Origin of the sequence: Microbispora sp. NBC_01389 (genome assembly GCF_045040095.1) — a bacterium.
GTDB lineage: Bacteria > Actinomycetota > Actinomycetes > Streptosporangiales > Streptosporangiaceae > Microbispora.
In genome coordinates this window covers 1,599,166-1,623,374 of the sequence record NZ_CP109552.1, presented here as the reverse complement: position 1 = coordinate 1,623,374, position 24,209 = coordinate 1,599,166, and the positions used below count along the sequence as shown (strand labels likewise).

At 71.7% G+C, this 24,209-nt stretch carries 21 protein-coding genes and 2 riboswitches; of the genes, 17 read left to right on the top strand and 4 right to left on the bottom strand.

The genetic code is table 11. From position 1 onward, the window contains the following. The first annotated feature begins 258 nt into the window (after positions 1-258). The 7 genes from ftsH to OG344_RS07185 all read left to right on the top strand — a co-directional run bounded on the left by ftsH (position 259) and on the right by OG344_RS07185 (position 5,792). Positions 259-2,265, top strand: coding sequence for an ATP-dependent zinc metalloprotease FtsH (gene ftsH, locus OG344_RS07215; protein WP_327048519.1), 2,007 nt, complete (start codon positions 259-261; stop codon positions 2,263-2,265). A 2-nt stretch (positions 2,266-2,267) separates the two neighbouring features. Next, positions 2,268-2,867, top strand: a complete 600-nt coding sequence (gene folE, locus OG344_RS07210) for a GTP cyclohydrolase I FolE (protein WP_405087519.1) — start codon at positions 2,268-2,270, stop codon at positions 2,865-2,867. Between the two features lie 222 nt (positions 2,868-3,089). Continuing rightward, positions 3,090-4,013 (top strand): dihydropteroate synthase, encoded by a 924-nt coding sequence (folP, locus tag OG344_RS07205; RefSeq protein ID WP_405087518.1) that lies wholly within the window; start codon positions 3,090-3,092, stop codon positions 4,011-4,013. 4 nt (positions 4,014-4,017) lie between these two features. Then, positions 4,018-4,467 (top strand): nuclear transport factor 2 family protein, encoded by a 450-nt coding sequence (locus tag OG344_RS07200; protein ID WP_405087517.1) that lies wholly within the window; start codon positions 4,018-4,020, stop codon positions 4,465-4,467. Further along, positions 4,464-4,829, top strand: a complete 366-nt coding sequence (gene folB / locus OG344_RS07195) for a dihydroneopterin aldolase (protein WP_327048516.1) — start codon at positions 4,464-4,466, stop codon at positions 4,827-4,829. The genes OG344_RS07200 and folB overlap by 4 nt, the downstream gene beginning before the upstream one ends. Next, positions 4,826-5,326, top strand: a complete 501-nt coding sequence (folK, locus tag OG344_RS07190) for a 2-amino-4-hydroxy-6-hydroxymethyldihydropteridine diphosphokinase (protein WP_405087516.1) — start codon at positions 4,826-4,828, stop codon at positions 5,324-5,326. Before folB ends, folK begins: the two co-directional genes overlap by 4 nt. A 16-nt stretch (positions 5,327-5,342) precedes the next feature. Beyond that, positions 5,343-5,792 (top strand): DUF3180 domain-containing protein, encoded by a 450-nt coding sequence (locus OG344_RS07185; RefSeq protein ID WP_327048514.1) that lies wholly within the window; start codon positions 5,343-5,345, stop codon positions 5,790-5,792. A 4-nt stretch (positions 5,793-5,796) separates the two neighbouring features. Here OG344_RS07185 and OG344_RS07180 read toward each other — a convergent pair whose 3' ends face one another. Both OG344_RS07180 and OG344_RS07175 read right to left on the bottom strand, forming a co-directional pair. Next, positions 5,797-6,978: an NADH-quinone oxidoreductase subunit D gene (locus tag OG344_RS07180; RefSeq protein WP_405087514.1), complete on the bottom strand. Its 1,182-nt coding sequence runs from the start codon at positions 6,976-6,978 to the stop codon at positions 5,797-5,799. A 203-nt stretch (positions 6,979-7,181) separates the two neighbouring features. After that, positions 7,182-8,414 (bottom strand): aminotransferase class V-fold PLP-dependent enzyme, encoded by a 1,233-nt coding sequence (locus tag OG344_RS07175; protein ID WP_405087513.1) that lies wholly within the window; start codon positions 8,412-8,414, stop codon positions 7,182-7,184. A 217-nt stretch (positions 8,415-8,631) separates the two neighbouring features. Continuing rightward, positions 8,632-8,747, bottom strand: a riboswitch (SAM riboswitch). 78 nt (positions 8,748-8,825) lie between these two features. Between OG344_RS07175 and OG344_RS07170 the strand changes: the two genes are divergently transcribed. Further along, positions 8,826-10,025 (top strand): cytochrome P450, encoded by a 1,200-nt coding sequence (locus OG344_RS07170; protein ID WP_405087512.1) that lies wholly within the window; start codon positions 8,826-8,828, stop codon positions 10,023-10,025. Here the strand turns inward: OG344_RS07170 and OG344_RS07165 are convergent. Then, positions 10,015-10,983, bottom strand: coding sequence for an SAM-dependent methyltransferase (locus tag OG344_RS07165; protein WP_405087511.1), 969 nt, complete (start codon positions 10,981-10,983; stop codon positions 10,015-10,017). The two genes, OG344_RS07170 and OG344_RS07165, sit on opposite strands and share 11 nt — an antisense overlap. Positions 10,984-11,189: 206 nt before the next feature. On the opposite strand from OG344_RS07165, the gene OG344_RS07160 reads away from it, so the two are divergent. From OG344_RS07160 to OG344_RS07135, 6 genes are all read left to right on the top strand, one after another. Continuing rightward, positions 11,190-12,080: a Rossmann-like and DUF2520 domain-containing protein gene (locus tag OG344_RS07160; RefSeq protein ID WP_405087510.1), complete on the top strand. Its 891-nt coding sequence runs from the start codon at positions 11,190-11,192 to the stop codon at positions 12,078-12,080. Then, the gene (gene panC, locus OG344_RS07155) at positions 12,071-12,922 is read left to right on the top strand and encodes a pantoate--beta-alanine ligase (RefSeq protein ID WP_327048510.1); all 852 of its coding nucleotides are present in this window, start codon (positions 12,071-12,073) and stop codon (positions 12,920-12,922) included. The genes OG344_RS07160 and panC overlap by 10 nt, the downstream gene beginning before the upstream one ends. Before the next feature lie 66 nt (positions 12,923-12,988). Then, entirely contained in the window at positions 12,989-15,493 is a 2,505-nt protein-coding gene (locus tag OG344_RS07150; protein ID WP_405087509.1) for an L-aspartate oxidase, read from the top strand. 7 nt (positions 15,494-15,500) lie between these two features. Continuing rightward, positions 15,501-16,283, top strand: coding sequence for a type III pantothenate kinase (locus tag OG344_RS07145; RefSeq protein ID WP_111701827.1), 783 nt, complete (start codon positions 15,501-15,503; stop codon positions 16,281-16,283). Between the two features lie 73 nt (positions 16,284-16,356). Beyond that, positions 16,357-18,051: a lysine--tRNA ligase gene (lysS, locus tag OG344_RS07140; RefSeq protein WP_405087508.1), complete on the top strand. Its 1,695-nt coding sequence runs from the start codon at positions 16,357-16,359 to the stop codon at positions 18,049-18,051. A gap of 156 nt (positions 18,052-18,207) precedes the next feature. After that, on the top strand, positions 18,208-18,456 hold the full coding sequence (locus OG344_RS07135) for a LuxR C-terminal-related transcriptional regulator (RefSeq protein WP_327048507.1): 249 nt from the start codon (positions 18,208-18,210) through the stop codon (positions 18,454-18,456). Positions 18,457-18,551: 95 nt separating this feature from the next. On the opposite strand, the gene OG344_RS07130 is transcribed toward OG344_RS07135, so the two are convergent. Next, positions 18,552-19,595, bottom strand: coding sequence for an NlpC/P60 family protein (locus OG344_RS07130; protein ID WP_405087507.1), 1,044 nt, complete (start codon positions 19,593-19,595; stop codon positions 18,552-18,554). Positions 19,596-19,662: 67 nt separating this feature from the next. Beyond that, positions 19,663-19,816, bottom strand: a riboswitch (cyclic di-AMP (ydaO/yuaA leader). Positions 19,817-20,246: 430 nt separating this feature from the next. On the opposite strand from OG344_RS07130, the gene OG344_RS07125 reads away from it, so the two are divergent. From OG344_RS07125 to OG344_RS07115, 3 genes are all read left to right on the top strand, one after another. Next, on the top strand, positions 20,247-20,798 hold the full coding sequence (locus OG344_RS07125; protein WP_405087506.1) for an amino-acid N-acetyltransferase: 552 nt from the start codon (positions 20,247-20,249) through the stop codon (positions 20,796-20,798). A gap of 146 nt (positions 20,799-20,944) precedes the next feature. Further along, complete coding sequence (locus OG344_RS07120; RefSeq protein ID WP_405087505.1) at positions 20,945-22,384, top strand: RDD family protein; 1,440 nt, start codon at positions 20,945-20,947, stop codon at positions 22,382-22,384. 1,337 nt (positions 22,385-23,721) lie between these two features. Then, on the top strand, positions 23,722-24,066 hold the full coding sequence (locus tag OG344_RS07115) for an Lsr2 family protein (protein ID WP_405087504.1): 345 nt from the start codon (positions 23,722-23,724) through the stop codon (positions 24,064-24,066). The last annotated feature ends 143 nt before the right edge of the window (positions 24,067-24,209 follow it).

Below are 24,209 nucleotides of genomic sequence, written 5' to 3'. Positions count from 1 at the left end.
GAAGTGACCCGTGGATCGTGCGTTATTGGGCGCCAGGTCGGGGAACACGGGGTTGGCTGACGTACGTTGGAAAGGCAAAGCCGGAGCCGCTCGGGCAGTTACCCGACGCGGCGGCCGGGTGTACCTTCGGATATCCGTGGGGGGCCGTGCGGCCGTCCCTCGGTAGCCAGAAGGAGCGGTAACGGATGCCGCGACCCCGGGTCCGCCCGGGGCAGGCCATGGTCAGGAAGGGACGGGCCCGCCGGGGTTCCGCAACGGATGGATCTCAAGCGATTTACACGTGGCCCACTCCTGTGGATCCTGGGCATCGTATTGCTTCTCCTGCTCGTCACCACGATGTTCGGCGGGGACGGCAACTACACCACCGCCGACACCTCGACGGTCGTCCAGCAGATCCAGCAGGGCAATGTCAAGAGTGCGACCGTGGTCGACAAGGACCAGCGGGTCGAGCTGACGCTCAAGCAGCCGATCACGGTGCAGAACAAGAGCGTCAGCCGCATCCAGGCGCCCTGGGTCGAAGGGCAGGGTGTCCAGCTCACCCAGGCGCTCGACACGTCCAAGCCGTCCGAGGGCTGGACCGTCGAGGTGCCGAGGGAGAACTTCCTCCTCAGCCTCCTCGCGAGCTTCCTGCCGATCATCGTGATCGTCCTGATCTTCCTGTTCATCATGAACCAGATGCAGGGCGGCGGCTCCCGGGTCATGAACTTCGGCAAGTCGCGGGCGAAGCTGATCACCAAGGACACCCCCAAGACCACCTTCGCGGACGTGGCGGGAGCCGACGAGGCCATCGAGGAGCTCCAGGAGATCAAGGAGTTCCTGCAGGCCCCGGCCAAGTTCCAGGCCATCGGCGCCAAGATCCCCAAGGGCGTCCTGCTGTACGGCCCCCCCGGCACCGGCAAGACCCTGCTCGCCCGGGCCGTGGCCGGCGAGGCGGGCGTGCCCTTCTACTCGATCTCCGGTTCCGACTTCGTCGAGATGTTCGTCGGCGTCGGCGCCTCCCGCGTCCGTGACCTGTTCGAGCAGGCCAAGGCGAACGCCCCCGCGATCGTCTTCATCGACGAGATCGACGCCGTCGGCCGGCACCGCGGCGCGGGCCTCGGCGGCGGCCACGACGAGCGTGAGCAGACGCTCAACCAGCTTCTCGTCGAGATGGACGGCTTCGACGTCAAGGGCGGCGTGATCCTCATCGCCGCGACCAACCGGCCCGACATCCTCGACCCCGCCCTGCTGCGTCCCGGCCGCTTCGACCGCCAGGTCGTCATCGACCGGCCCGACCTGGAGGGCCGCAAGGGCATCCTGCGCGTCCACGGTCGCGGCAAGCCGTTCGCGCAGGACGTCGACCTGGACGTGATCGCCCGCCGGACCCCCGGCTTCACCGGCGCCGACCTCGCCAACGTGATCAACGAGGCGGCGCTGCTGACCGCCCGGCAGGACCAGAAGCTCATCACGATGGCGACCCTCGAAGAGTCGATCGACCGCGTGATGGCCGGTCCGGAGCGCAAGTCGCGGGTCATGTCGGACCAGGAGAAGAAGATCATCGCCTACCACGAGGGCGGCCACGCCCTGGTGGCCCACGCGCTGCCCAACTCCGACCCGGTCCACAAGATCACGATCCTGTCGCGCGGCCGCGCCCTCGGTTACACGATGACGCTGCCGATGGAGGACAAGTTCCTCGCGACCCGGTCCGAGATGATGGACCAGCTCGCCATGCTGCTCGGCGGCCGCACCGCGGAGGAGCTCGTCTTCCACGAGCCCACCACCGGCGCGTCCAACGACATCGAGAAGGCGACCTCGATCGCCCGCCGCATGGTCACCGAGTACGGCATGAGCGAGCGGCTCGGCGCCCGCAAGTTCGGCAGCGGGAACGGCGAGGTCTTCCTCGGCCGCGAGATGGGTCACGAGCGCGACTACTCCGAGCAGATCGCCTCGGCGATCGACGAGGAGGTCCGCCGCCTCATCGAGAGCGGGCACGACCAGGCGTGGGAGATCCTCGTCCAGTACCGCGACGTGCTCGACAACCTGGTGCTGGAGCTCATGGAGAAGGAGACGCTCTCCCGGGAGCAGGTCCTCCAGATCTTCTCGCCCGTCGTGACCAGGGAGAAGCGCCCCTCCTACGCCGGGTACGGCAAGCGCCTGCCGTCGGACCGTCCTCCGGTCATCACGCCGAAGGAGCGGGCGAACGGCAACGGCTCGGCGCTCCCGGCCGGCGGCTCCGGCGCGGCCCCGTGGGCGAACGACCAGTCGACGCAGCGGGACGAGGCCTGACCGTGGCCGAGCCGCACCCGGCGGGCCCGCCTTCCGGATTCGACCACGGCCGGATCGAGAAGGCCGTACGCGAGATCCTGCTCGCGATCGGGGAGAACCCCGATCGCGACGGGCTCCGCGACACCCCCGCCCGGGTGGCGCGGGCGTACGCCGAGCAGTTCGCGGGTCTGGGGCAGCGTCCCGAGGACGCGCTGACCACGATGTTCGACGCGGACCACGACGAGATGGTGCTCGTCAAGGACATCGAGGTCATGTCCACCTGCGAGCACCATCTGCTGCCGTTCCAGGGCGTGGCCCACATCGGGTACACGCCGAACGAGAAGGGACGCATCACCGGCCTGTCGAAGCTCGCAAGGCTGGTGGACGTCTACGCCCGCAGGCCGCAGGTGCAGGAGCGGATGACCTCGCAGATCGCCGACGGCCTGATGCAGGTGCTGGAGCCGCGCGGGGTGATCGTGGTGATCGAGGCGGAGCACATGTGCATGACCATGCGCGGCGTGCGCAAGCCCGGCGCCAAGACGATCACCTCGGCCGTCCGCGGCGACTTCCGCAGCAGCGAGGCGACGCGGGCCGAGGCCATGTCGCTGATCCTGCGTGGTTGAGTGGGCGGGTGTGCTCCTGCCGGACGAGCCCTGCCGAACCGGGCACTTAGTGCCCCTCCCGCCAATTTTTGCCCCGTCGCGTCGCCCAGAGCAGCACCTCGCCGCGTTGTCGTCGTCGCTCGTAGGCTCCGCTACGAGCTCCTCCTCCGCCTTGCGATGCACCACTCTGGCCACCGCTCCGCCCGGGCAAACCTTGGCGGTCGCGGCACTAGGCTGGACTCCATGACCACTCCGAGCGTGCCCGGCACGCCCGAAGCCGAGCGCTGTCTGGTCATGGGTGTGGTCAACGTGACCCCCGACTCGTTCTCCGACGGCGGACAGTGGTTCGACCCCGACGTCGCGATCCGGCACGGTCTCGACCTGGTGGCCGAGGGCGCCGACATCGTGGACGTGGGCGGCGAGTCCACCCGCCCGGGAGCGGCCCGGGTCTCGCTGGAGGAGGAACTGCGCCGCGTCGAACCGGTGATCCGCGCCCTCACCCAGGAGGGCGTCACGGTCAGCGTCGACACCATGCGGGCGGAGGTCGCCGAGGCGGCCGTCGCGGCCGGGGCCAGGCTGGTCAACGACGTGAGCGGCGGCCTGGCCGACCCGGCGATGCCGCGCGTGGTGGCCGCGACCGGCGTGCCGTACGTCGTGATGCACTGGCGCGGGCACAGCCGCGACATGGACAACCGGGCCGTCTACGACGACGTGCTGACCGAGGTCGCGGAGGAACTGCGCAAGCGGGTCGACTCCGTGCTGGCCGAGGGCGTGCGGGAGGAGCAGATCGTGCTCGACCCCGGCCTCGGTTTCTCCAAGAACGCCGAGCACAACTGGGCCGTGCTGGCCGGTATCGCCGAGCTGAACCGGCTCGGCCATCCCCTGCTGGTCGGGGCGTCGCGCAAGCGGTTCCTCGGCCGCCTGCTGGCCGGGCCGGACGGCGAACCACGCCCCTTCGACGGCAGCGACGACGCGACCGTCGCCGTCACCGCGCTCGCGGCGGAGGCCGGGGCGTGGTGCGTCCGGGTCCACCGGGTGCGGCCGAACGCCGACGCGGTGCGCGTCGCCGCCACCTGGAGGGCAGCAGGCGTACGACACGCGGCAGGCGCGAGGGACGCAGTAGCCGCACGACACGCAGCCGCGCGACATGCCGACGAGAGCCGGTGAGGATATGCCGACAGGGACGCCCATGAAGGACATCGAGGAGCTCAACCAGGCGTTCTACAACGCCATCGAGGCGGGCGACCTCGACAGGATGTCGGAGATATGGATCGAGGACGTCCCGGGACGTCCCGCGTTGTGCGTCCACCCCGGCTGGCCCATGCTGAGCGGGCGGTCGGAGGTGCTGCGCTCGTGGGCGCTCATCATGGCGAACACGACGTACATCCAGTTCGTGCTGACCGACGTGCAGACCACCGTGCTCGGTGACGTCGCGGTCGTCACCTGCGCGGAGAACATCCTCACCGCCGCCGACAGCGACGAACCGGGTTTCGCCGCCGGCCGGGTCGTCGCCTCCAGCACCTACGTGCGGACCTCCGGGGGCTGGCGGTTGTGGCTCTACCACGGATCTCCGGTCCTGCAGAGCGACGACGACGACGAGGAGGAGGACCAGGAGCAGTGAGCCGCGACGCGGTGCGGTTGACGGGGTTGCGGGCGCGCGGCAGGCACGGGTGTCTGCCGGCCGAGCGCGAGCTCGGCCAGGAGTTCGTGATCGACGTCTGCCTGCGTCTCGACACCGCCCCGGCCGCCGCGGCCGACGACCTCACCCTGACGGTCGACTACGGCGCGCTGGCCCTGGAACTCGTCCGGATCGCGGAGGGCGAGCCGGTCAACCTCATCGAGACCCTCGCCGAGCGGCTGGCGGCGGCCTGCCTGGCCCACGAAATGGTCGAGGAGGCGGAGATCAGTGTGCACAAACCGGCGGCGCCCATCCCGCTGCCGTTCGACGACGTGGTGGTGACGATCAGAAGGGGGCGCGCATGAGGGTCGTCATCGCGCTCGGCAGCAACCTCGGCCGCCGCATCGAGAACCTGCAGGGCGCCGTCGACGCGCTGTTCGACGCGCCCGGGCTCAGGTTCGTGGCGGCGTCGCCGGTCTACGAGACCGAACCGGTCGGCGGGCCCACCCAGAGCGCGTACCTGAACGCGGTGGTCGTCGCCGAGAGCATGCTCGACCCCCGCACCCTGCTGGAGCGGGCGCACAGCGTCGAGAACGCCTTCGGCCGTGAGCGCGCGGAGCGGTGGGGTCCCCGGACCCTCGACGTGGACCTGATCGCGGTCGGCACGCTGATGTCGGACGACCCCGAGCTCACCCTCCCGCATCCCCGCGCGCACGAGCGGGCGTTCGTCCTGGTCCCGTGGGCCCAGGCGGACCCCGCGGCGGTGCTGCCCGGGCGCGGGTCCGTCGCGGCCCTGCTGGCCGACCTCGACCAGAGCGGGGTACGGCTGCGCACCGACCTCGTGCTCGAACCCCCGGCCTGACGAGGAGAGACCCCGAGTGAAGCCCAGCAACCCCGGCGTGCTCGTCGGTCTCGTGGTCGTGTTCGCCGTGCTCACCTGGGGCCTGCTGCGGCAGTCCTACTCCGTGGTGCCCACGCTGCCGTGGACCGCGGTGCCCACCGTGCTGCTGCTCGCGATCGGCGAGGCGTACACGGGCTGGCTGACCCGGGCGAGGATCCTGCGCCGCCCGGACACCAAGCCGGTCGAGCCGCTCGCCGTCGCGCGCCTGGCCGCGCTGGCCCAGGCCACCGCGTACGCGGGCGCGGCGTTCGCCGGGGTCTTCGCCGGTTTCGTCCTGCGCGTGCTGGACCTGCTCGACCTGGACAAGCCCCGTCAGGACGCCATCATCGGTGGCGGGTCGTTCGTGGCGTGCGTGGTCCTGATCTGCGCCGCGCTCTTCCTCGAACACTGCTGCCGGGTGCCCGGCAAGCCCGGCGGAGAGAGCTGAGTCCCTACTTGTCGATGTCGCCGACCACGAAGAACATCGACCCGAGGATCGCGATCAGGTCGGCGGCCGTGTGGCCGGGCAGCAGCTCGCGGAGCACCTGGACGTTGTTGTAGGAGGCGCTGCGCAGCTTGAGCCGCCAGGGGGTCTTCTCGCCGCGTGACACCAGGTAGTAGCCGTTGAGGCCGAGCGGGTTCTCCGTCCAGGCGTACGTGTGGCCCTCCGGCACCTTGAGCACCTTCGGCAGGCGCTGGTTGATCGGGCCGGGCGGCAGGTGGCGCAGCCGCTCCACGCAGGCGTCGGCGAGGTCGAGGGACACCTTGACCTGGTCGAGCAGCACCTGGAACCTGGCCTGGCAGTCACCCGCCGAGCGGGTCACGACCTTCACGGGCAGCTCGCCGTACGCGAGGTAGGGCTCGTCGCGCCGCAGGTCGAAGTCCACTCCCGAGGCCCGCGCGGCCGGGCCGCTCACGCCGTACTGCATGATCGTCTCATGGTCGAGCACGCCGACGCCGCGGGTGCGCGCCGTGAAGACCTCGTTGCCCGTGACCAGCTCCTCGATATCGGGCAGCCGCCGCCGCACGGCCGCCACGGCGGTGGTCACGCGGCCGAGCCAGCCCTCGGGCAGCTCCTCCTTCAGCCCGCCCACCCGGTTGAACATGTAGTGCATGCGGCCACCGGAGATCTCCTCCATGACGTACTGCAGCGTCTCCCGCTCGCGGAAGGCGGGGAAGACCGGCCCGGCCGCGCCCAGCTCCAGGGGATGGCCGCCGAGGAACATCAGGTGGTTGAGCACGCGGTTGAGCTCGGCCAGCAGGGTCCGGGCCCACACGGCCCGGGCCGGGGGCTGCATGCCGATCATCCGCTCGACCGCGAGCACGACGCCCAGCTCGTTGGCGAACGCCGACAGCCAGTCGTGCCGGTTGGCCAGCACGATGATCTGCCGGTAGTCGCGCACCTCGAAGAGCTTCTCCGCGCCGCGGTGCATGTAGCCGACGATCGGCTCGGCGGCCACGATCCGTTCGCCGTCCAGGACGAGCCGCAGCCGCAGCACCCCGTGCGTGGACGGATGCTGCGGCCCGATGTCGAGGACCAGGTCCTCGGTCGCGAGCTCCCTCGGCCGCACCGCGTCCGCCCCGGCGCCGATGCCCACCACCCGCTCGATCCGCGGGCCGCCCTGCTCGGTCATACCGTCCATGCTTTCACGCCCGTGGCGCCCGAACTCACCGAGCCGCAGCCCGGTGACGGCTATCCTGCCGTCCGTGGCGAGCCTGCCGAAGAGGACACCGGGGGACTGGGCCGACCTCGAGCAGGAACTGCACGAGGCCGGCGTCTCCCCTGCCGTGATCGAGGAAGGCGCGAGGAAGCTCCTCGCGGAGACGCGTTCCGTGGTCAGGCGGGGGCGATCTCGCGGAGGGCGGCGACGAGGCGGTCGACGTGTTCCTCGGTCGTGCCGATGCCGATCGAGGCGCGTACGGCGCTGACCGTGCCGTCGGCGCAGCCCTCGTCCTCCGCGCCGCCGAGGAGGTGGCGGACGAAGGGGTGGGCGCAGAACTTGCCGTCCCTGACGCCGATGCCGTGCTCGGCCGAGAGGATCTCGGCGACCTCCCGGGCCGGGCGGCCCTCCACGACGAACGACACGATCCCGACCCGCGGGTGGTCCGGGCCCCACAGCGACAGTTCGCGCACGCCGGGGATCGCGGCGAGCCCGGCGCGCAGGCGGGCGAGCAGCCGCTCCTCCTCCCGCACCAGCGGGGTCCAGCCGGTCGCGGCGAGGGCGTCGCAGGCGGCGGCGAGCGCGACCGCGCCGAGCACGTTGGGCGTCCCCGCCTCGTGCCGCGCCTCGGGGTCGTCGCTCCACTCGGTGGTCTCACCCACCGCACGCACGGCTCCGCCGCCGCGCAGGTAGGGGTCGGCGGCGGCGAGCCAGTCGGGCCGGCCGGCGAGCACGCCCGCGCCGAACGGCGCGTAGAGCTTGTGCCCGGAGAAGGCGACGTAGTCGAGGTCGAGCGCGGCGAGGTTGAGGCCGCGGTGCGGGACGAACTGGGCGGCGTCCACGGCGATCCGCGCGCCGTGCCGGTGCGCGATGTGCGCGAGCCCGGCGATCGGCCACAGCTCTCCGGTGACGTTGGACGCGGCGGTCACGACGAGCAGGGCCCGGCCCTCGATCGCCGCGAGGGCCTCGTCGGCGGCCCGGACGGCCTCGCCGGGGAAGGCGGGGGGATCGAGCCGTACGGCGTCGGCCCAGGGCAGCAGCGAGGCGTGGTGCTCGGTGCCGAACACGACGACCGTGGTGCCCTCGGGGAGGCTGCGGGCCAGCAGGTTCATCGCGTCGGTGGTGTTGCGCACGAAGACGAGGGCGTCGCCGGGGCGGGCGCCGACGAAGGCCCGCACGGTGTGCCTGGCCTGCTCGTACCGCTGGGTCGTGAGCTGCGAGGCGTAGCCCGCGCCCCGGTGCACACTGGAGTAGGCCGGCAGCGCCGCCGCGACGGCGGCGTTCACCGGCTCCAGACAGGGCGCGCTCGCCGCGTAGTCGAGGTTCGCGTACGGCACGAGCCGGCCGCCCCGGACCGGGACCTCCAGGTCGGCGCCCACGACCGCGGGTGTGCGTACGGGCTCGGACACGGGGTTGGGCTCGGATACCGGATCGGGCTCGGATACCGGATCGGGCTCGGATACCGGATCGGGCTCGGATACCGGATCGGGCTCGGATACCGGATCGGGCTCGGATACCGGATTGGGCTCGGACACGGGGGTGGCGGGCTGCTGCGGGACGAAGGTGAGAGTGGACAACGCCAGGTCTCCTCGGGTCAGGGACCCCTGCCATGGCGTCGTACGGCGGAGCCCGCGCTTGCCCGGCGCACCGCGCGCCGGACCCGGTCCTCACCCGGGGCACCCCGCCGCGAGCGCGAGGGTTGCCGGCCAGCAAGCCGGGGCTTGACGCTGGCACTCATGACCTGAGCGCACTATAACCCGGAGAACGGGCGATCCGGCAAGTCCCCTGGTGAGAGGCGCTTTACCGTTATGGTGTCCTATGTGAAGTTTGATCCCTGGAATCCGGAGTTCGTGGCCCACCCGTACGACGCCTACCGCGACCTGCGGGACAACGATCCGGTCAGCTTCTTCGAGCCGGCCGGGCAGTGGCTCGTCGCCCGGCACGCCGACGTGAACGCGCTGGTGCGCGACCGCCGCCTGGGCCGGTCCTACCTGCACACGGCGACGCACGAGGAGTTCGGCCGGGAGCCCGAGCCGGACTTCCAGGAGCCCTTCTGGCGGGTGATCCGGGCCGGGATGCTCGACGTGGAGCCGCCGGTCCACACCCGGCTGCGCCGCCTGGTGTCCAAGGCGTTCACGCCCCGGATGGTCGAGTCGCTGCGCCCGCGCGTACGGAGGATCGCGACGGAGCTGACCGAGGGCCTGGTCGAGCGCGGCGGCGGCGACCTGCTGGCCGAGGTGGCCGAGCCGCTGCCGGTGACGGTGATCGCCGAGATGCTGGGCGTGCCGGAGGCCGACCGCCACCTCCTGCGCCCCTGGTCGGCGGACATCTGCGGCATGTACGAACTGCACCCCTCGCCGGAGGCCCAGCACACGGCCGTACGCGCCGCGACCGAGTTCGCGGCGTACCTGCGCGACCTGGCCAGGGCCCGCCGGGAGCGGCCGGGCGACGACATGATCTCGGCGCTCGCGCAGGTCGTGGACGACGGCGACCGGCTCACCGAGGACGAGCTGATCGGCACCTGCGTGCTGCTGCTCAACGCCGGGCACGAGGCCACGGTCAACGCCACCGGCAGCGGGTGGTGGGCGCTGTTCCGCAACCCCGGCGAGCTGGCGCGGCTGCGCGCCGACCCCGGCCTGATGCCGGCGGCGGTCGAGGAGGTGCTGCGCTACGACACCCCGGCGCAGATGTTCGAGCGGTGGGTGCTGGAGGACGTCGAGGCAGGCGGGGTGACGATCCCCCGGGGCGCGGAGGTCGCGCTGCTGTTCGGCTCGGCCAACCGGGACCCCGAGGTCTTCGACGAGCCCGACCGCCTCGACGTCGGCCGGGTGGACAATCCGCACATCTCGTTCGGCGCGGGCATCCACTTCTGCCTGGGCGCCCCGCTGGCGCGGGTCGAGATGGCGGAGTCGTTCGCCGCGCTGCTGCGGCTCGCGCCCCGCCTGGAACTCGCCGAGGAGCCCGCCTGGAAGCCGAGCTACATCATGCGCGGCCTGGAGTCGCTGAACGTCACCGTCTGACGACCTGGCTGAGCCAGCCGAAGCCGCCGAGACCGGCGGGGTCGATGAGCTCGGCCTCCTGGGAGGCCCGGCCGAGCGCGCGCACGTAGCCGGCGGGATCGGCGGACGCGAGCGCGAGCGGCGGCCGGGCGCCGGTGACCCCCAGGTCGCGCAGCGCCTCCCGCTGCGTCGTGAGCGTGGACGCCCGCGCGCCCGCCCGCTCGCCGGCCGCCGCGCAGGCGTCCAGCGCGACGTGGGCGGTGACGTCGCACGACCCGTCCGGTACGGCGGGCACCGCCGAGCCGTCGCGATAACCGGTCAGCGTGCCGAGGGCGGGGCGCCGCCCGGCGAGATGGGCGTAGTCCACGGCGACCGCCGTGCCGCGCGCCAGCCGCGCGATCACCCCCGCCCACGCCTCGTCGCGGGGGCGGCCGATCTCCGCGCGCTCCCCGGCCCGGCCTGGCGGCCACCAGCGGTCCAGCCAGGCCAGGTCCTCCGGATCGGGGACGGGACCCGGCCGCTCCGCTCCGGTCGCCGGGTCGACGAGCACCAGTCGGGGGCCCGCGGGGGTCATCTCGGCGACGTCGAGGGGCACGTTGTCCAGCCACTCGTTGGCGACGATCAGCCCGGTGATCCCGTACGGGACCGCCGGCTCCCAGGCGACCTGGGGATCGAGCCCGCCGGGCCGGGGGGACAGGTCCACCGCGACGGCCCGCAGCCGGGCCGCGAGGTCCGGCGGCGCGGCCGCCACGACGCGGGCGGCCAGCAGGCCGTCGCCGCTGCCCACGTCCGCGAAGGTGACCGCCTCGGGGTGCCCGAGGGCCGCGTCGACCCGCTCCAGCAGGCGCAGCACCGCCCCGGCGAAGACCGGCGAGGCCTGGACCGAGGTGCGGAAATGGCGGCCGGGGCGCTCCCGCAGGTAGAAGCCCTCCGCGCCGTAGAGCGCGCGCTCGACGGCCTCCCGCCAGGTGACCTCCACACCGCATCACGCTACCGACACGCGCGGCCCGTGGCGAAAATCAGTCACATTCGTACCTGTAGCTCAACATAGGCCAGTTAGAAACGGGACAAAATCCGACCGTCGGGCCCGCCGTGGTCATACTCGGCATGGCCTGATCCGTGCGGCACGACCTGGCACCGGGCCGGCGGGAGCGCCGCCGCTACGCTGAACCGAGGGGAGGCGTCATGGACACAAGTGACCGCCCGGCGCGGCTCGCCGTGGGAGTGCTCGGCGCGGGACGGGTCGGCTCCGTGCTCGGGGCCGCGCTCATGCTCGCGGGTCATCGCGTGGTGGCGGCCAGCGGCGTCTCCGACGCGTCGCACCGGCGCGCCGCCGACCGTCTCGGCCGCACGCTCAGCAGGCCGGACGAGGTGATCGCGAGGTCCGAGCTCGTGCTGCTCACCGTGCCGGACGACGTGCTGCCCGGCCTGGTCTCCGGCCTCGCCGCCACGGGCGCCGACCTGCGCGGCAAGCTGCTCGTGCACGCCAGCGGCGCGTACGGCCTCGGCGTGCTCGACCCCGCCGCCGAGGCGGGAGCGCTGCCGCTCGCGCTGCATCCGGTGATGACCTTCACGGGCCGCAGCGACGACCTGACCAAGCTCAACGGCTGCTCGTTCGGCGTCACCGCGCCGGACACGCTGCGGCCGGTGGCCGAGGCGTTGGTCATCGAGATGGGCGGTGAGCCGGTGTGGATCGCCGACCAGGACCGGCCGCTCTACCACGCGGCGATCGCCGGGGCGGCCAACCACATGGTGACGCTCATCGCCGAGTCGCAGGAGCTGCTCGCGAAGATCGGTGTCGAGCATCCCGGCCGCATGCTCGGGCCGCTGCTCGGCGCGGCCCTCGACAACGTGCTGCGTCTCGGCATCGGCGGGCTCACCGGGCCGGTCGTCCGCGGCGACGCCGGCACCGTGCGCAAGCACGTGGACGCGCTCATCCTGGCCGCCCCCGAGGCCGCGGACGCGTACGTCGCCCTGGCGCGGCTCACCGCCGACCGGGCGCTGGCGGCGGGGCTGCTCAAGCCGGAGGCGGCCGAACGCCTGCTGGACGCCCTGGGAGGGAACATATGGACGTGACCGTGGCCGCCGACCGGGACGCCCTCGCCAGGGCGAGGGACGCCCTCGGCGCGGGCAGGATCGCCCTGGTCCCCACGATGGGGGCGCTCCACGAGGGCCACCGGTCGCTGGTCCGGCTGGCGCGCGAGCACGCCGACCACGTGGTCGTGAGCGTGTTCGTCAACCCCCTGCAGTTCGGTCCCCACGAGGACTTCTCCCGCTATCCCCGCACGTTCGACGCCGATCTCCGGGTGTGCGAGGAGGAGGGCGTGGCCGTGGTCTTCGCGCCCTCGGCCGAGGACATGTACCGGCCCGACCGGCAGGTGGAGGTCTCGGCGGGCGGCATGGGCGGCACGGCCGAGGGCGCCTTCCGCCCGGGTCACTTCGACGGCGTGCTGACCGTGGTGCTCAAGCTGTTCAACCTGGTGCGGCCGGACGTCGCGGTCTTCGGGCAGAAGGACGCCCAGCAGCTCGCGCTGATCCGGCGGATGACGGCCGACCTCGACGTCCCGGTCTCGATCGTGGCCGCCCCGACCGTACGCGAGCCCGACGGGCTGGCGCTGTCGAGCCGCAACCGGTACCTGTCGGAGGCCGACCGCCGTACGGCTCTCGCGCTGTCGCGGGCCCTGAGCGCCGGCGCCGCGCGGGCACAGGCCGGGCCGGCCGGGGTCCTCGACGCGGCCAGGGCCGTGCTGGAGGAGGCGGCCCGGTTCGGCCCGCCGCTGCTGCTCGACTACCTGATCCTGGCCGATCCCGCGACGTTCGCGCCGGTGGGCGGCGACCACCGCGGCGAGGCGGTCCTGGCCGTCGCCGCCAAGGTGGGCACCACCCGCCTGATCGACAACATGGTCCTCACGCTCTAGGAGGGGCCGGGGCGGGACCACTCGACGAGGGGCGTTATCGTCATTATGACGAAAGGGGATCCCCTCATGGTGGCGCTCGCACGCAGACTCACCGCCCCCGCACCCGGCTGGACCGTCGAGGCCGACGCGGTCGTGATCGGCTCCGGCATCGCCGGCCTCACCGTGGCGCTGCGCCACGTCGAGCTCGACCCGCGGGCGCGGGTGCTCGTGGTCACCAAGGACGTCCTGTCGGCCGGGTCCACCCGCTGGGCGCAGGGCGGGATCGCCGCCGTCCTCGACCCCGAGGACACGCCCGACGAGCACCTCAGGGACACGCTCGTCGCCGGGGTCGGCCTGTGCGACGAGGAGGCCGTACGGATCCTGGTCACCGAGGGTCCCGACGCGCTGAAGCGGCTGATGAGCCACGGCGCCGAGTTCGACCGGGACGTCGACGGAGGGCTCCAGCTCACCCGCGAGGGCGGGCACCGGCGCAACCGCATCGTCCACGCGGGCGGCGACGCCACCGGCGCCGAGGTGCAGCGGGCACTGGCCGAGGCGGTGCTCGCCGAGCCCCGCATCGAGGTCATCGAGCACGCCCTCGCCCTCGACCTGCTCCTCGACGCCGAGGGCCGTGCCTGCGGGGTCACGCTCCACGTGATGGGCGAGGGCGCCCGCGACGGCGTGGGCGCCGTACGGGCCGGGGCCGTGGTGCTCGCCAGCGGCGGCATGGGCCAGATCTACGCGGCCACCACCAACCCCGTCGTTTCCACCGGGGACGGCGTCGCGCTGGCCCTGCGGGCCGGCGCGGTGGTCAGGGACATCGAGTTCGTGCAGTTCCACCCCACGGTCCTGTGGCTCGGGGCGGGCTCGACCGGCCAGCAGCCCCTCGTCTCCGAGGCCGTGCGCGGCGAGGGCGCGGTGCTCGTCGACGCGGCGGGCGAGCGCTTCATGCGCGGCGTCCACGAACTGGCCGACCTCGCGCCCCGCGACGTCGTCGCCAAGGCGATCATGCGCAGGATGGGCGAGACCGGCGCCGACCACGTCTATCTGGACGCCACCGGCTTCGGCGAGGACAGGTGGCGCACCCGCTTCCCGACCATCCTCGCCGTCTGCCGGGAGCACGGCATCGACCCCGTCACCGAGCCCGTCCCCGTCGCCCCCGCCGCCCACTACGCGAGCGGCGGCGTGCGCACCGACCTGTACGGCAGGACCAGCGTGCCCGGCCTGTACGCCTGCGGCGAGGTGGCCTGCACGGGCGTCCACGGCGCCAACCGGCTGGCCTCCAACTCCCTGCTCGAAGGGCTCGTCTACGGCGAGCGCATCGCCGCCGACCTGGCCGCGCGCGACCTCGCGCCGCGCGAGCCGGCCCCGCGCGACGACCGGCCCGAGGGGCTGGCGGACCCGCGTACCCGCGCCCGGATCCAGAGCCACATGAGCCGCGGCGCCGGGGTGCTGCGCGGCGACCGCAGCCTCGCGGAGGTCGCCCGCGCGCTCTCCGACGCCCGCTGGACCCCGGTCGCCGTCGAGCCCTGCACGGAGTCGTGGGAGGCGACCAACCTCCTCACCGTCGCGTCCGCGCTGGTCGCCGCGGCGGCCGTGCGCGAGGAGACGCGTGGCTCCCACTGGCGGGAGGACCACCCCGACCGCGACGACGCCCGCTGGCGGGCGCACATCGACATCGCCCTGACGCCGGAGGGACTGACCTTGACGCACACGCCCCACGACGACCTGCGGACGGAACTGCACGAGGACGGCCTCGACCCGGACGCCGTGCTCGGCCTCGTCCGCGCGGCCCTGGACGAGGACCTGGCCGGGGAACAGGACGTCACCTCGGTCGCCACGATCCCGGCCGGCCAGCGCGCGGTCGCCGACGTGGTGGCGCGGAAGGAGGGCGTGGTCGCCGGCCTGGCCGTCGCCGAGGCCGTCTTCCGCCAGGCCGCCGGGGGAGCCGAGGTCGAGCGGCACGCCGCGGACGGCGACCGGGTGCGCCCCGGCGACGTGGTGATGACCGTGCGCGGCGCCACCCGCGACCTGCTCACGCTGGAGCGCACCGCGCTCAACTTCCTCACGCACCTGTCCGGCGTCGCCACCCAGACCCGGCGCTGGGTGGACGCCGTCGAGGGCACCGGCGCCCGCGTCCGCGACAGCCGCAAGACCCTGCCGGGCCTGCGCGTCCTGGAGAAGTACGCCGTACGGGCGGGCGGCGGCGTGAACCACCGGATGGGCCTGCACGACGCCGCGCTCATCAAGGACAACCACGTCGTGGCCGCCGGAGGCGTCGCCGAGGCCTTCCGCGCCGTGCGGCGGGCCTTCCCCGGCCTGCCCATCGAGGTCGAGGTGGACCGGATCGACCAGATCGAGCCGGTCCTCGCCGAGGGCGCCGACGAGATCCTGCTCGACAACTTCACGGTGGACCAGCTGGCCGAGGCCGTACGCCTGGTGGCCGGCCGGGCACGGCTGGAGTCGAGCGGCGGGCTGACCCTGGACGCGGCCCGCGCGGTCGCCGAGACCGGAGTCGACTACCTGGCGGTCGGCGCGCTCACCCATTCGGCCCCGGCACTCGACCTGGGTCTAGATCTTCGTGGGGCATAATCGGGGGATGCTTCTCACCATCGACGTCAGCAACACCCATACGGTGCTGGGCCTGTTCGAGGGTGAAGAGGTCATCGAGCACTGGCGCATCGCGACCGATCCCCGCCGTACGGCGGACGAGATCGCGGTGGTGCTGCAGGGCCTGCTCGGGCAGTCGCCGCTGCTCAAGGACGCCGACATCAGCGGCATCGCGATCTGCTCCACGGTCCCGTCGGTGCTCAACGAGATGCGGGAGATGTCCCGGCGCTACTACGGCGACGTCACGGCGGTGGTCGTCGAGCCGGGCGTCCGCACCGGCGTGCCGGTCCGGATGGACAACCCCAAGGAGGTCGGCAGCGACCGCATCGTGAACGCGCTCGCCGCCACCACCCTGTACGGCGGGCCCTGCGTGATCGTCGACTTCGGCACGGCGACCTCCTTCGACGCGGTCTCGGCCCGGGGCGAGTACGTCGGCGCGGTGACCGCCCCCGGCCTGGAGATCTCCGTGGACGCGCTGGCCACGGCCGGGGCGCAGCTCCACAAGGTCGAGCTGGTGCGGCCGAGGTCGGTGATCGCCAAGAACACCGTGGAGGCGCTCCAGTCGGGCATCCTCTACGGCTTCGCCGGGCTGGTCGACGGCATCGTGGACCGCATGACGGCCGAGCTCGCCGCCGACCCCGACGACGTCACCGTGGTCGCCACGGGCACCGGCGCGCCGCTCGTCATCGGCGAGGCCCGTACGATCGACGTGCACGAGCCCTGGCTCACGCTCATCGGCCTGCGGCTCGTCTACGTCCGCAACACGTCCTGAAAAACCTGTCCTGACGACTCCCTCGCGTACGGGACCATAGAAGGCAGGATCCCGTTCAGAGAGGACTGACGTGATGGACGCCGACTGGGTGGCGCGTTTCGCCGACGAGGTCATCGCCGAGGCCGAACGGCGCGCACCGGGCAAACCCGTCGTCTGCGCGTCCGGCCTCAGCCCCTCCGGCCCGATCCACCTGGGCAACCTGCGCGAGGTCATGACCCCGCACCTGGTGGCCGACGAGATCAGGCGGCGCGGGCACGAGTGCGTGCACATCATCTCGTGGGACGACTTCGACCGCTTCCGCAAGGTTCCCGCGGGCGTCGACCCCTCGTGGAACGAGCACATCGGCAAGCCGCTGACCGCCGTCCCGGCTCCGCCCGGCAGCGAGTATCCGAACTGGGCCGAGCACTTCAAGGCGCCGATGATCGCCGCGCTGGCGGAGATGGGCGTGGATTACCACGGCATCAGCCAGACCGAGATGTACACCTCCGGGGCCTACCGCGAGCAGGTGCTGCTCGCCATGCGCGAGCGGCGGCGGATCGACGCGATCCTCGACCAGTACCGCACCAAGAAGGCCAAGGCCAAGGAGGTCCTGGACGCCGACGAGGCCGCCGCCCTGGAGGGCTCGGGGGCCGCGGGCGAGGACGACGGCTCCGGCGCGGGGGGCTACTACCCCTACAAGCCGTACTGCTCGTTCTGCGACCGCGACCTGACCACGGTCACGTCGTACGACGACGAGACCACCGCGTTGTCGTACACCTGCGTCTGCGGGCACGGCGAGACCGTCCTGCTGTCCGAGCACACCCGCGGCAAGCTGGTGTGGAAGGTCGACTGGCCGATGCGCTGGGCGTACGAGGGCGTGGTCTTCGAGCCGTCGGGCGTCGACCACAGCTCGCCGGGCTCGTCGTTCGTCGTCGGCGGCCAGATCATCCGCGAGGTGTTCGGCGGGCACCAGCCGATCGGGCCGATGTACGCCTTCGTCGGCATCAGCGGAATGGCCAAGATGAGCAGCTCCAAGGGTGGCGTGCCGACCCCGGCCGACGCTCTGTCGATCATGGAGCCCGCGCTGTTGCGCTGGCTGTACGCCCGCCGCCGTCCCAACCAGTCGTTCAAGATCTCCTTCGACCAGGAGATCCAGCGGATGTACGACGAGTGGGACACGCTGACCAGGAAGATCGCGGACGGGACGGCGCTACCGGCCGACCGGTCGGCCTACCGCCGGGCGTCCAGCACGGCGTCCGCGCCGCTGCCCGAGACGCCGCGCCGGCTGCCGTACCGGACGCTCGCGTCGGTGGTCGACATCGCGACCGGCCACGAGGAGCAGACGCTGCGCATCCTGCGCGCCTTCGACCCGGAGATCGGCGGGCTGGACGAGCTGCGGCCGCGGCTCGACCGCGCCCGGCACTGGGTGAACACCTACCTGCCTCCCGAGGACCGCACGCAGGTGCGCGAGACGCCCGACAAGGAGCTTCTCGACACGCTCGGCGAGGGGGAGCGGGAGTCGCTGCGCCTGCTGCTCGACGGTCTTGACGACCACTGGTCGCTCGACGGCCTGACGACGCTCGTGTACGGCGTGCCGAAGGTGCTGGCCGGGCTGGAGATGGACGCCAAGGCGGCGACGCCGGAGCTGAAGGCCGCCCAGCGCGCGTTCTTCGCCCTGCTCTACCGGCTGCTCGTCGGCCGTGACACCGGCCCGCGCCTGCCCACGCTGCTGCTGGCGGTGGGCCGCGACCGGATCCGCGAGCTGCTCGACCCGGGTCGCACGGCCTGACCGCCCTGCCCGCTGTGTTCCACGTGGAGGACGTGGAGGCCGCCAGGGAGGCGGATGACCGGCGGCCCGCCGCCGCACCTTGACGGCCTTCGGCAAAGGCGTTTACCGTCCCTGGAGGGTGGGCCGACGAATCATCGTCGTGGGGGAGGGCGGACGATGGGTTATCCGGAGGTCGTCTACCGTGGTGAGGACCTCGCCACGGACCTTGAGCGTGCCGGTCTCACCGAGGAGGATCTACTGCTGCTCGCCGAGCTGGCGAAGGGTGTGACCGCCGACCGGGTGGGCCGCAGCCTTGACGTCAGCGGCCGTACGGTGCGGCGGCGACTGCGCTGCATCTGCGACCGGATCGGCGTGGCGACCGCGATCGAGGCGGTCGCCTGGGCCGCCCGCCGCCGTCTCATCTGAGCACGTTCCGAACTCGTCCGGCCGCGCCCGCGGGCGCGGCCGGAGTACGGTGATCGCGCGGGGTGGGATCGCGCGGGTGGGATCGTGCGGGGTGATCAGTCGGCGACGCGCACCCCGCCCGCGAACGGGCGTCCGGCGATCTTGGCGATGTGGATGACGTCACCGGTGCGCGGCGCGTGGACCATGTAGCCGCCGCCGATGTAGAGGCCCACGTGGTGCAGGTCGGAGTAGAAGAACACGAGGTCGCCGGGGCGGAGCTGCGCCGTGGAGGAGATGTGGGTGCCGGCCGTCCACTGGTCGCCTGTGTAGTGGGGCAGGCTGATGCCGACGGACTGGTAGGCCGCCATGACCAGGCCAGAGCAGTCGAACGAGCGCGGTCCCTCCGCACCCCAGACGTACGGCTTGAGCTGCTGCGCGAGGGCCCAGCGCGCCGCCTGGGCGGCCTTGCCGTCACCCACGATCGGGAACGACATCCGCCTGCGCGTCTCGGTGCCGACCTCCCGCGAGACCTGCCGGTAGAGGCTGCTCTCGGTCTTCGTGATGAGCTTCGTGATCGTGTCCCGCCGCGTGTCGAGGGCGTTCAGCAGCTTCCTGACCTCGCTCTGGCGGGCGGCGGCGCTGGACTTGGCCCGGGCGGCGGCGTCCATCGCCTTGCTGACCTCGGCGACCTCCTGGCTCTGCTGTAACTCCAGCGCGTACGTCGTGGAGGCCTGGTCGAGGTACTGCCGCGGATCGGTGGACTTGACGAGCACCAGGGCGTTGCCGAGCCCGTTGGTCATGTAGGAGTGCTGGGCGAGGGCGCTCGCCTTCTGCCGGCGGGTGGCCAGCTCGGCCTCGCTCTTGGCGAGGTTCTTCTTGGCGAGATCGGCGGACCGCTCGGCCGCCTTCAGGCGTACGCGCTCGCCGTTGTACTGCTCGGTGAGGGTCTCGATTTCGCTGTAGAGGTTCTCCACCTCCGCGGCGAGCTCCTTGAGGCTCGGCTTCGGGTCGGCGGTCGCGCGGACCACCGGAGCGCCGAATGTGACCGCGGCGAGCGCGACTCCGACGAGGGTGAACCGCCGGATGGCACCCGGACCGGCCGGGCCGGCTCCGGGCCGTCGGCGACGGGCGTGCCTGCCCGCCTGCCGTCCTCCACGCATGCGCAACCGAGCTCCTCTCCCATAGGTGCTCCCGCACCGGCCGGCGTCGTCGCGACGGGCCGTGTGGCGGGGCACTGCCGAGCGCCTGCCGGGTTAGCTGACGGGTTCGGGCCGGAGCAGCCCTACCTTGCGGATTCACCCCTGGACGATCCGAACCTGAACCGATCCTGATCCCGTGGATTGGGTCCCCGGCTCCTCTCCGCACCCGGCGCCCGACAGGGTCCGGACACCGGCGCTTTGAGGATTCGGCGCCCGATCGTCGAGAGTGCTCACGACGATCGGCATCGTCGCTGGACATTAGTGCACCCTGAGTTGTTGCTCAACCAGAACTCGCAAACCCGTCTACGTTTGACAACCAAATGATCACGGCCGGGTCACGAGTTGATCAGCGATACGGGTGGGTCTACCTGGGTTTGTGGTGCTTTGTGGCCGTCTGAGGTGCTGGTCGGACAGAGGGAAAATCGATGCGGAGCCGAACGTGCGTTCCGGCGGCCGAGCCGGCGCCGATCCGTATCCCGGTGGCTACAGACCGTCAGGCGTGATGTCGGACGGACCGTTTGGGATTGACCGTAAATCGGAGCCTGCCCTCGTCGATCCCCGGGCCACGCGCGGGGGCCGAAGGCGGCGGGAGGGGCACTAGGCTGGCCGTTCATGGAGCAGGTCGCCGCGCAGACACCGAGCGGATCCGGCGCCCGGGGCGTGGTGGTGCGCCGGGCCAGGACCCCGGACGTCAGGGAGATCCGCCGCCTCGTCGACGCGTACTCGGGCGTCGGGCCGCGCCTGCTGAAGAAGAGCACGGTCACGCTGTACGAGGACGTCCAGGAGTTCTGGGTCGCGGAGATCGACGGGGAGGTCGTCGGCTGCGGCGCGTTGCACGTGCTCTGGGAGGACCTGGCCGAGATCAGGACGGTCGCGGTGGATCCGGCGGCGCGCGGAGGAGGCGTCGGCCACCGGATCGTCGCCGAGCTCATCGACGCCGCGCGCGGCCTCGGCGTGCGCAGGGTCTTCTGTCTCACGTTCGCCGTGAAGTTCTTCGCCCGCCATGGTTTCGCCGAGATTCAGGGCACTCCCGTGTCTCCCGAGGTGTACGCGGAACTCCTCGCGTCGTACGACGAGGGCGTCGCCGAGTTCCTCGACCTGGAGCACGTCAAGCCGAACACGCTGGGAAACACGCGAATGCTGCTGCATCTCGATCGCCATTGAGTCATAATGCCGACATTGGTGGCTGATCTTGACGCTGGTGGTCAGCCACTGCAAAGGTGACTGTTGATACGCGTGTCGCTACTTTTAGCGATATCAGCGTGTGCTACTGAGATGCGGCGCATGCGTCTTCGAAACGAGGTGACACGGTGGGCACCGGACAGCCGCCGTACCCCCAGGACGAGTCGGACGGGACGCCACCGCCGCCCTCGAACCACGGGTACAACACGGACAGACCTTCCCAGGACTACGACCCCGAGGCCACGGTCGTCGGCTATCGGGCACAGCAGACGGGTCCGCAACAGACGCCCGGCCAGGACCCCGCCCAGGGCGGCTACGGTCAGCAGCAGGGCTATGGCCAGCAGCATGGTCAGCAGGCGCCGCAGCAGGGCTACGGTCAGCAGCAGTACGGTCAGCCGTCGCAGGGCGGGTACGGCCAGCAGCAGGGCTACGGCCAGGAGACCGGCCCGCAGGGTTACGGCCAGCAGCATGGTCAGCAGGCGCCGCAGCAGGGCTACGGTCAGCAGCAGGGCTATGGCCAGCCCTCGCAGGGTGGCTATGGCCAGCAGCAGTACGGTCAGCCGTCGCAGGGCGGGTATGGCCAGCAGCAGGGCTACGGCCAGGAGACCGGCCCGCAGGGTTACGGTCAGCAGCACGGTCAGCAGGCGCCGCAGCAGGGCTACGGCCAGCAGGCCGGCCCGCAGGCTTACGGTCAGCAAGGCTACGAGCAGCAGGGCTACGAGCAGCAGGGCTACGAGCAGCAGGGCTACGGCGGTCAGCAGGGTCAGCCGACGGGCGGCTACGGTCAGCCGTCCCAGGGGGGCTACCAGCAGTACGGGCAGCAGACCGGCCCACAGGCGTCCGGCTCGCAGGCCTACGGTCAGCAGGGCTACGAGCAGCAGGGCCACGGCCAGCCTGGCTACGGCCAGCCCGGTTACGGGCAGCAGGGTTATGACCAGCAGGGCTATGGTCAGCAGCAGTACGGCCAGCCCGGCTATGGCGGTGGGCAGGCCGCGCCGGGGTACGGCCAGCCCGCCTACGGGCAGTCGTACGCGCCGCAGGGGGCGATCCCGCCCGGCGCGCCGGCCCCGCTTGCGGAGTGGTGGCAGCGCCTCCTCGCCCGGCTGATCGACGGTTTCGTCATCGGGGTCCCCTACGCGATCCTCAACGCCGTCATCTGGAGTGTGGTCTTCACGCCCGCCGCCTTCGACCTGACGAAGGGCGTGACGACCCTGGAGAGCGGCGCCTTCCTGGCCACGCTGCTCGTGTCGGTGCTGGCGGGCGCCGTGATGGCCGTCTACGAGTTCTTCATGCTGCGCTCGCGCGGGCAGACCCTCGGCAAAATGGCGATGGGCATCAAGGTCGTCCCGGTCGGGGGAACGCTGGACGCGGCGGGGCTCCCCCAGGACGTGGCGCTCAAGCGCGCCGGAGTGATCTACGGCTTCCAGTTCCTGTCGTGGATTCCCGTCATCAAGTTCCTCGCGAACCTGGCCGCCCTTCTCAACGTGCTGTGGCTGCTCTGGGACAAGCCGCTGCAGCAGGCCTTGCACGACAAGGTCGCCAACACCGTGGTGGTCAAGGTCAAGTAATGACCGCGGACGGGGCCGATGGCGTGCGCCATCGGCCCCGTTTTTCGTATGGCGTGACGGTTCCGGGCGCCGGCGGCGCCCGCTCCGGAAAATTTGGTAACGGGACCACCGGGACATGCCATGCTTGGCGGACCGGCGCATCCGCCCGTGAGGTGGCAATGACCGCGACCCCGCCGCGTCAATCCCTCCGGTCCGCCGCCGCCACCCCGCCCCAGGCCATATCCGGCCGGAGCGGCTTAAGGAACCCGCTTGGCGCTCTTAAGGGCCCGAAGGTCGCGCACCGGCCCTTATGGGCTCCTCGGCCTGCCCGTCCCCGGGGAGCCCCCGCGCCGTCGCCCGAAAGCGCGGGCGGTTTGCCCGCGCGAAACCATAGGCGGCCACGGCCGCCGGGGACGTCCATACGTTTGTGCCGTGGCCGGTTAAATCGATCTTCGGATCGCCCGCTCAGTGGATCTTGGGGGGAGCGGTGCGGTCCTCTCTTTTTGCGAGCCTTCCCGGTGCCGGGGATCTGCTTAGACGTTTGTATATCCCGTCAAGGGCGCGCCGGTCGTACCAGAAGGGTCACGGTTGCCATGAAGATCCGGTGCCGGAGGACGCGGCGTCCCCTCGTTTCCGTGGCGCTCGTCAACGGCACGGCGTGCCGGGACGGGCCTATTGTGTGTGAGTTGTGCGAGCGTCGGATGGAGAGCCGCATGGAGAGGCCGATTGCCGCTTCCGACTTGTCGTCATCTCTTCGTTCATGGCGGTCGTCATCCCGCTGACCTGCGGCTTCATCGCCGTGAGCGAAGGAGCCGGCGGAGTGGGAGCCCTTGCCGCCCCTCCGTGAGTAGTGGCCGCGAGCGGCTGAAACATCGGGGGTGGACGGCTTCCGGTGACCGTCCGGCCCGGCATTTGGGTACGATTTCGTGGTGCATCCGGTAAGGCCGCTGGAGAGACGAGGATTAGGCTGTGGCCTGCGGGGCACCCCGGAAGGCGCGCCTGGCCCTCCCGGCGCTATGGTCGTATGAGGGTGACCGGCCCGGCAAGGGGCCCGGGACCCCGGCGTGTCCTCGGAATTTCCTCGGGTGCACCTAATGACACCCCGGCACGAGCGAGGCAGAATGTCAGAGGTATTGTCCGCCTTGATACCTTCCGCGGTCGTCGCCGGCGGGGTCGTCTACGGCATCGTAAAGTTGGTACGTTCCGACGCGGCGGGTCTCCGCCCGGCACGGGAGCCACGCGAGAAGTCACCGGACGCAGGAGTTCCTGAGAATCCGCACTCTTGAATTGTCAGCCGGGGGAAACCGGGTATATGTTTGGCTGACGAATCAAAGTATGGGCTGCGAAAGGATTGCCGGATGGCCAAGCACACGCAGGTGATTCTCATCGACGATCTCGATGGCGGCGAGGCCAATGAGACGGTCACCTTCGCGATTGACGGCACGTCTTATGAGATTGACCTGAGCGACGGCAACGCGAAGCGGCTGCGCGACGCGCTGTCGCCTTTCGTCGGCGGCGCGCGGCGGGCGGACAGCGGGCAGGTCCGCGGTCGTCGTCGCGGCGCGGGCGGCGGGGGCCAGCGAGCCATGACCCGCGAGAAGAGCGCGGAGATCCGCGCCTGGGCGAAGTCTCACGGACATCCCGTGAGTGAGCGCGGCCGCATCGCCGCCTCGATCGTCCAGGCGTACGAGGACGCGCACTAGGCGGTGCGGGGTGCGATCCGGATCGCACCTGCCGGGTCTTCACCCGTCGCGGCGGCCGAGTGGCGCCACGCCAGGCGTCACCGGCGAAAGTTCCGGGTGAAGCGCGGAGTTTCCGCGGGACCGGAGAGGCCCACTGCTCTGCT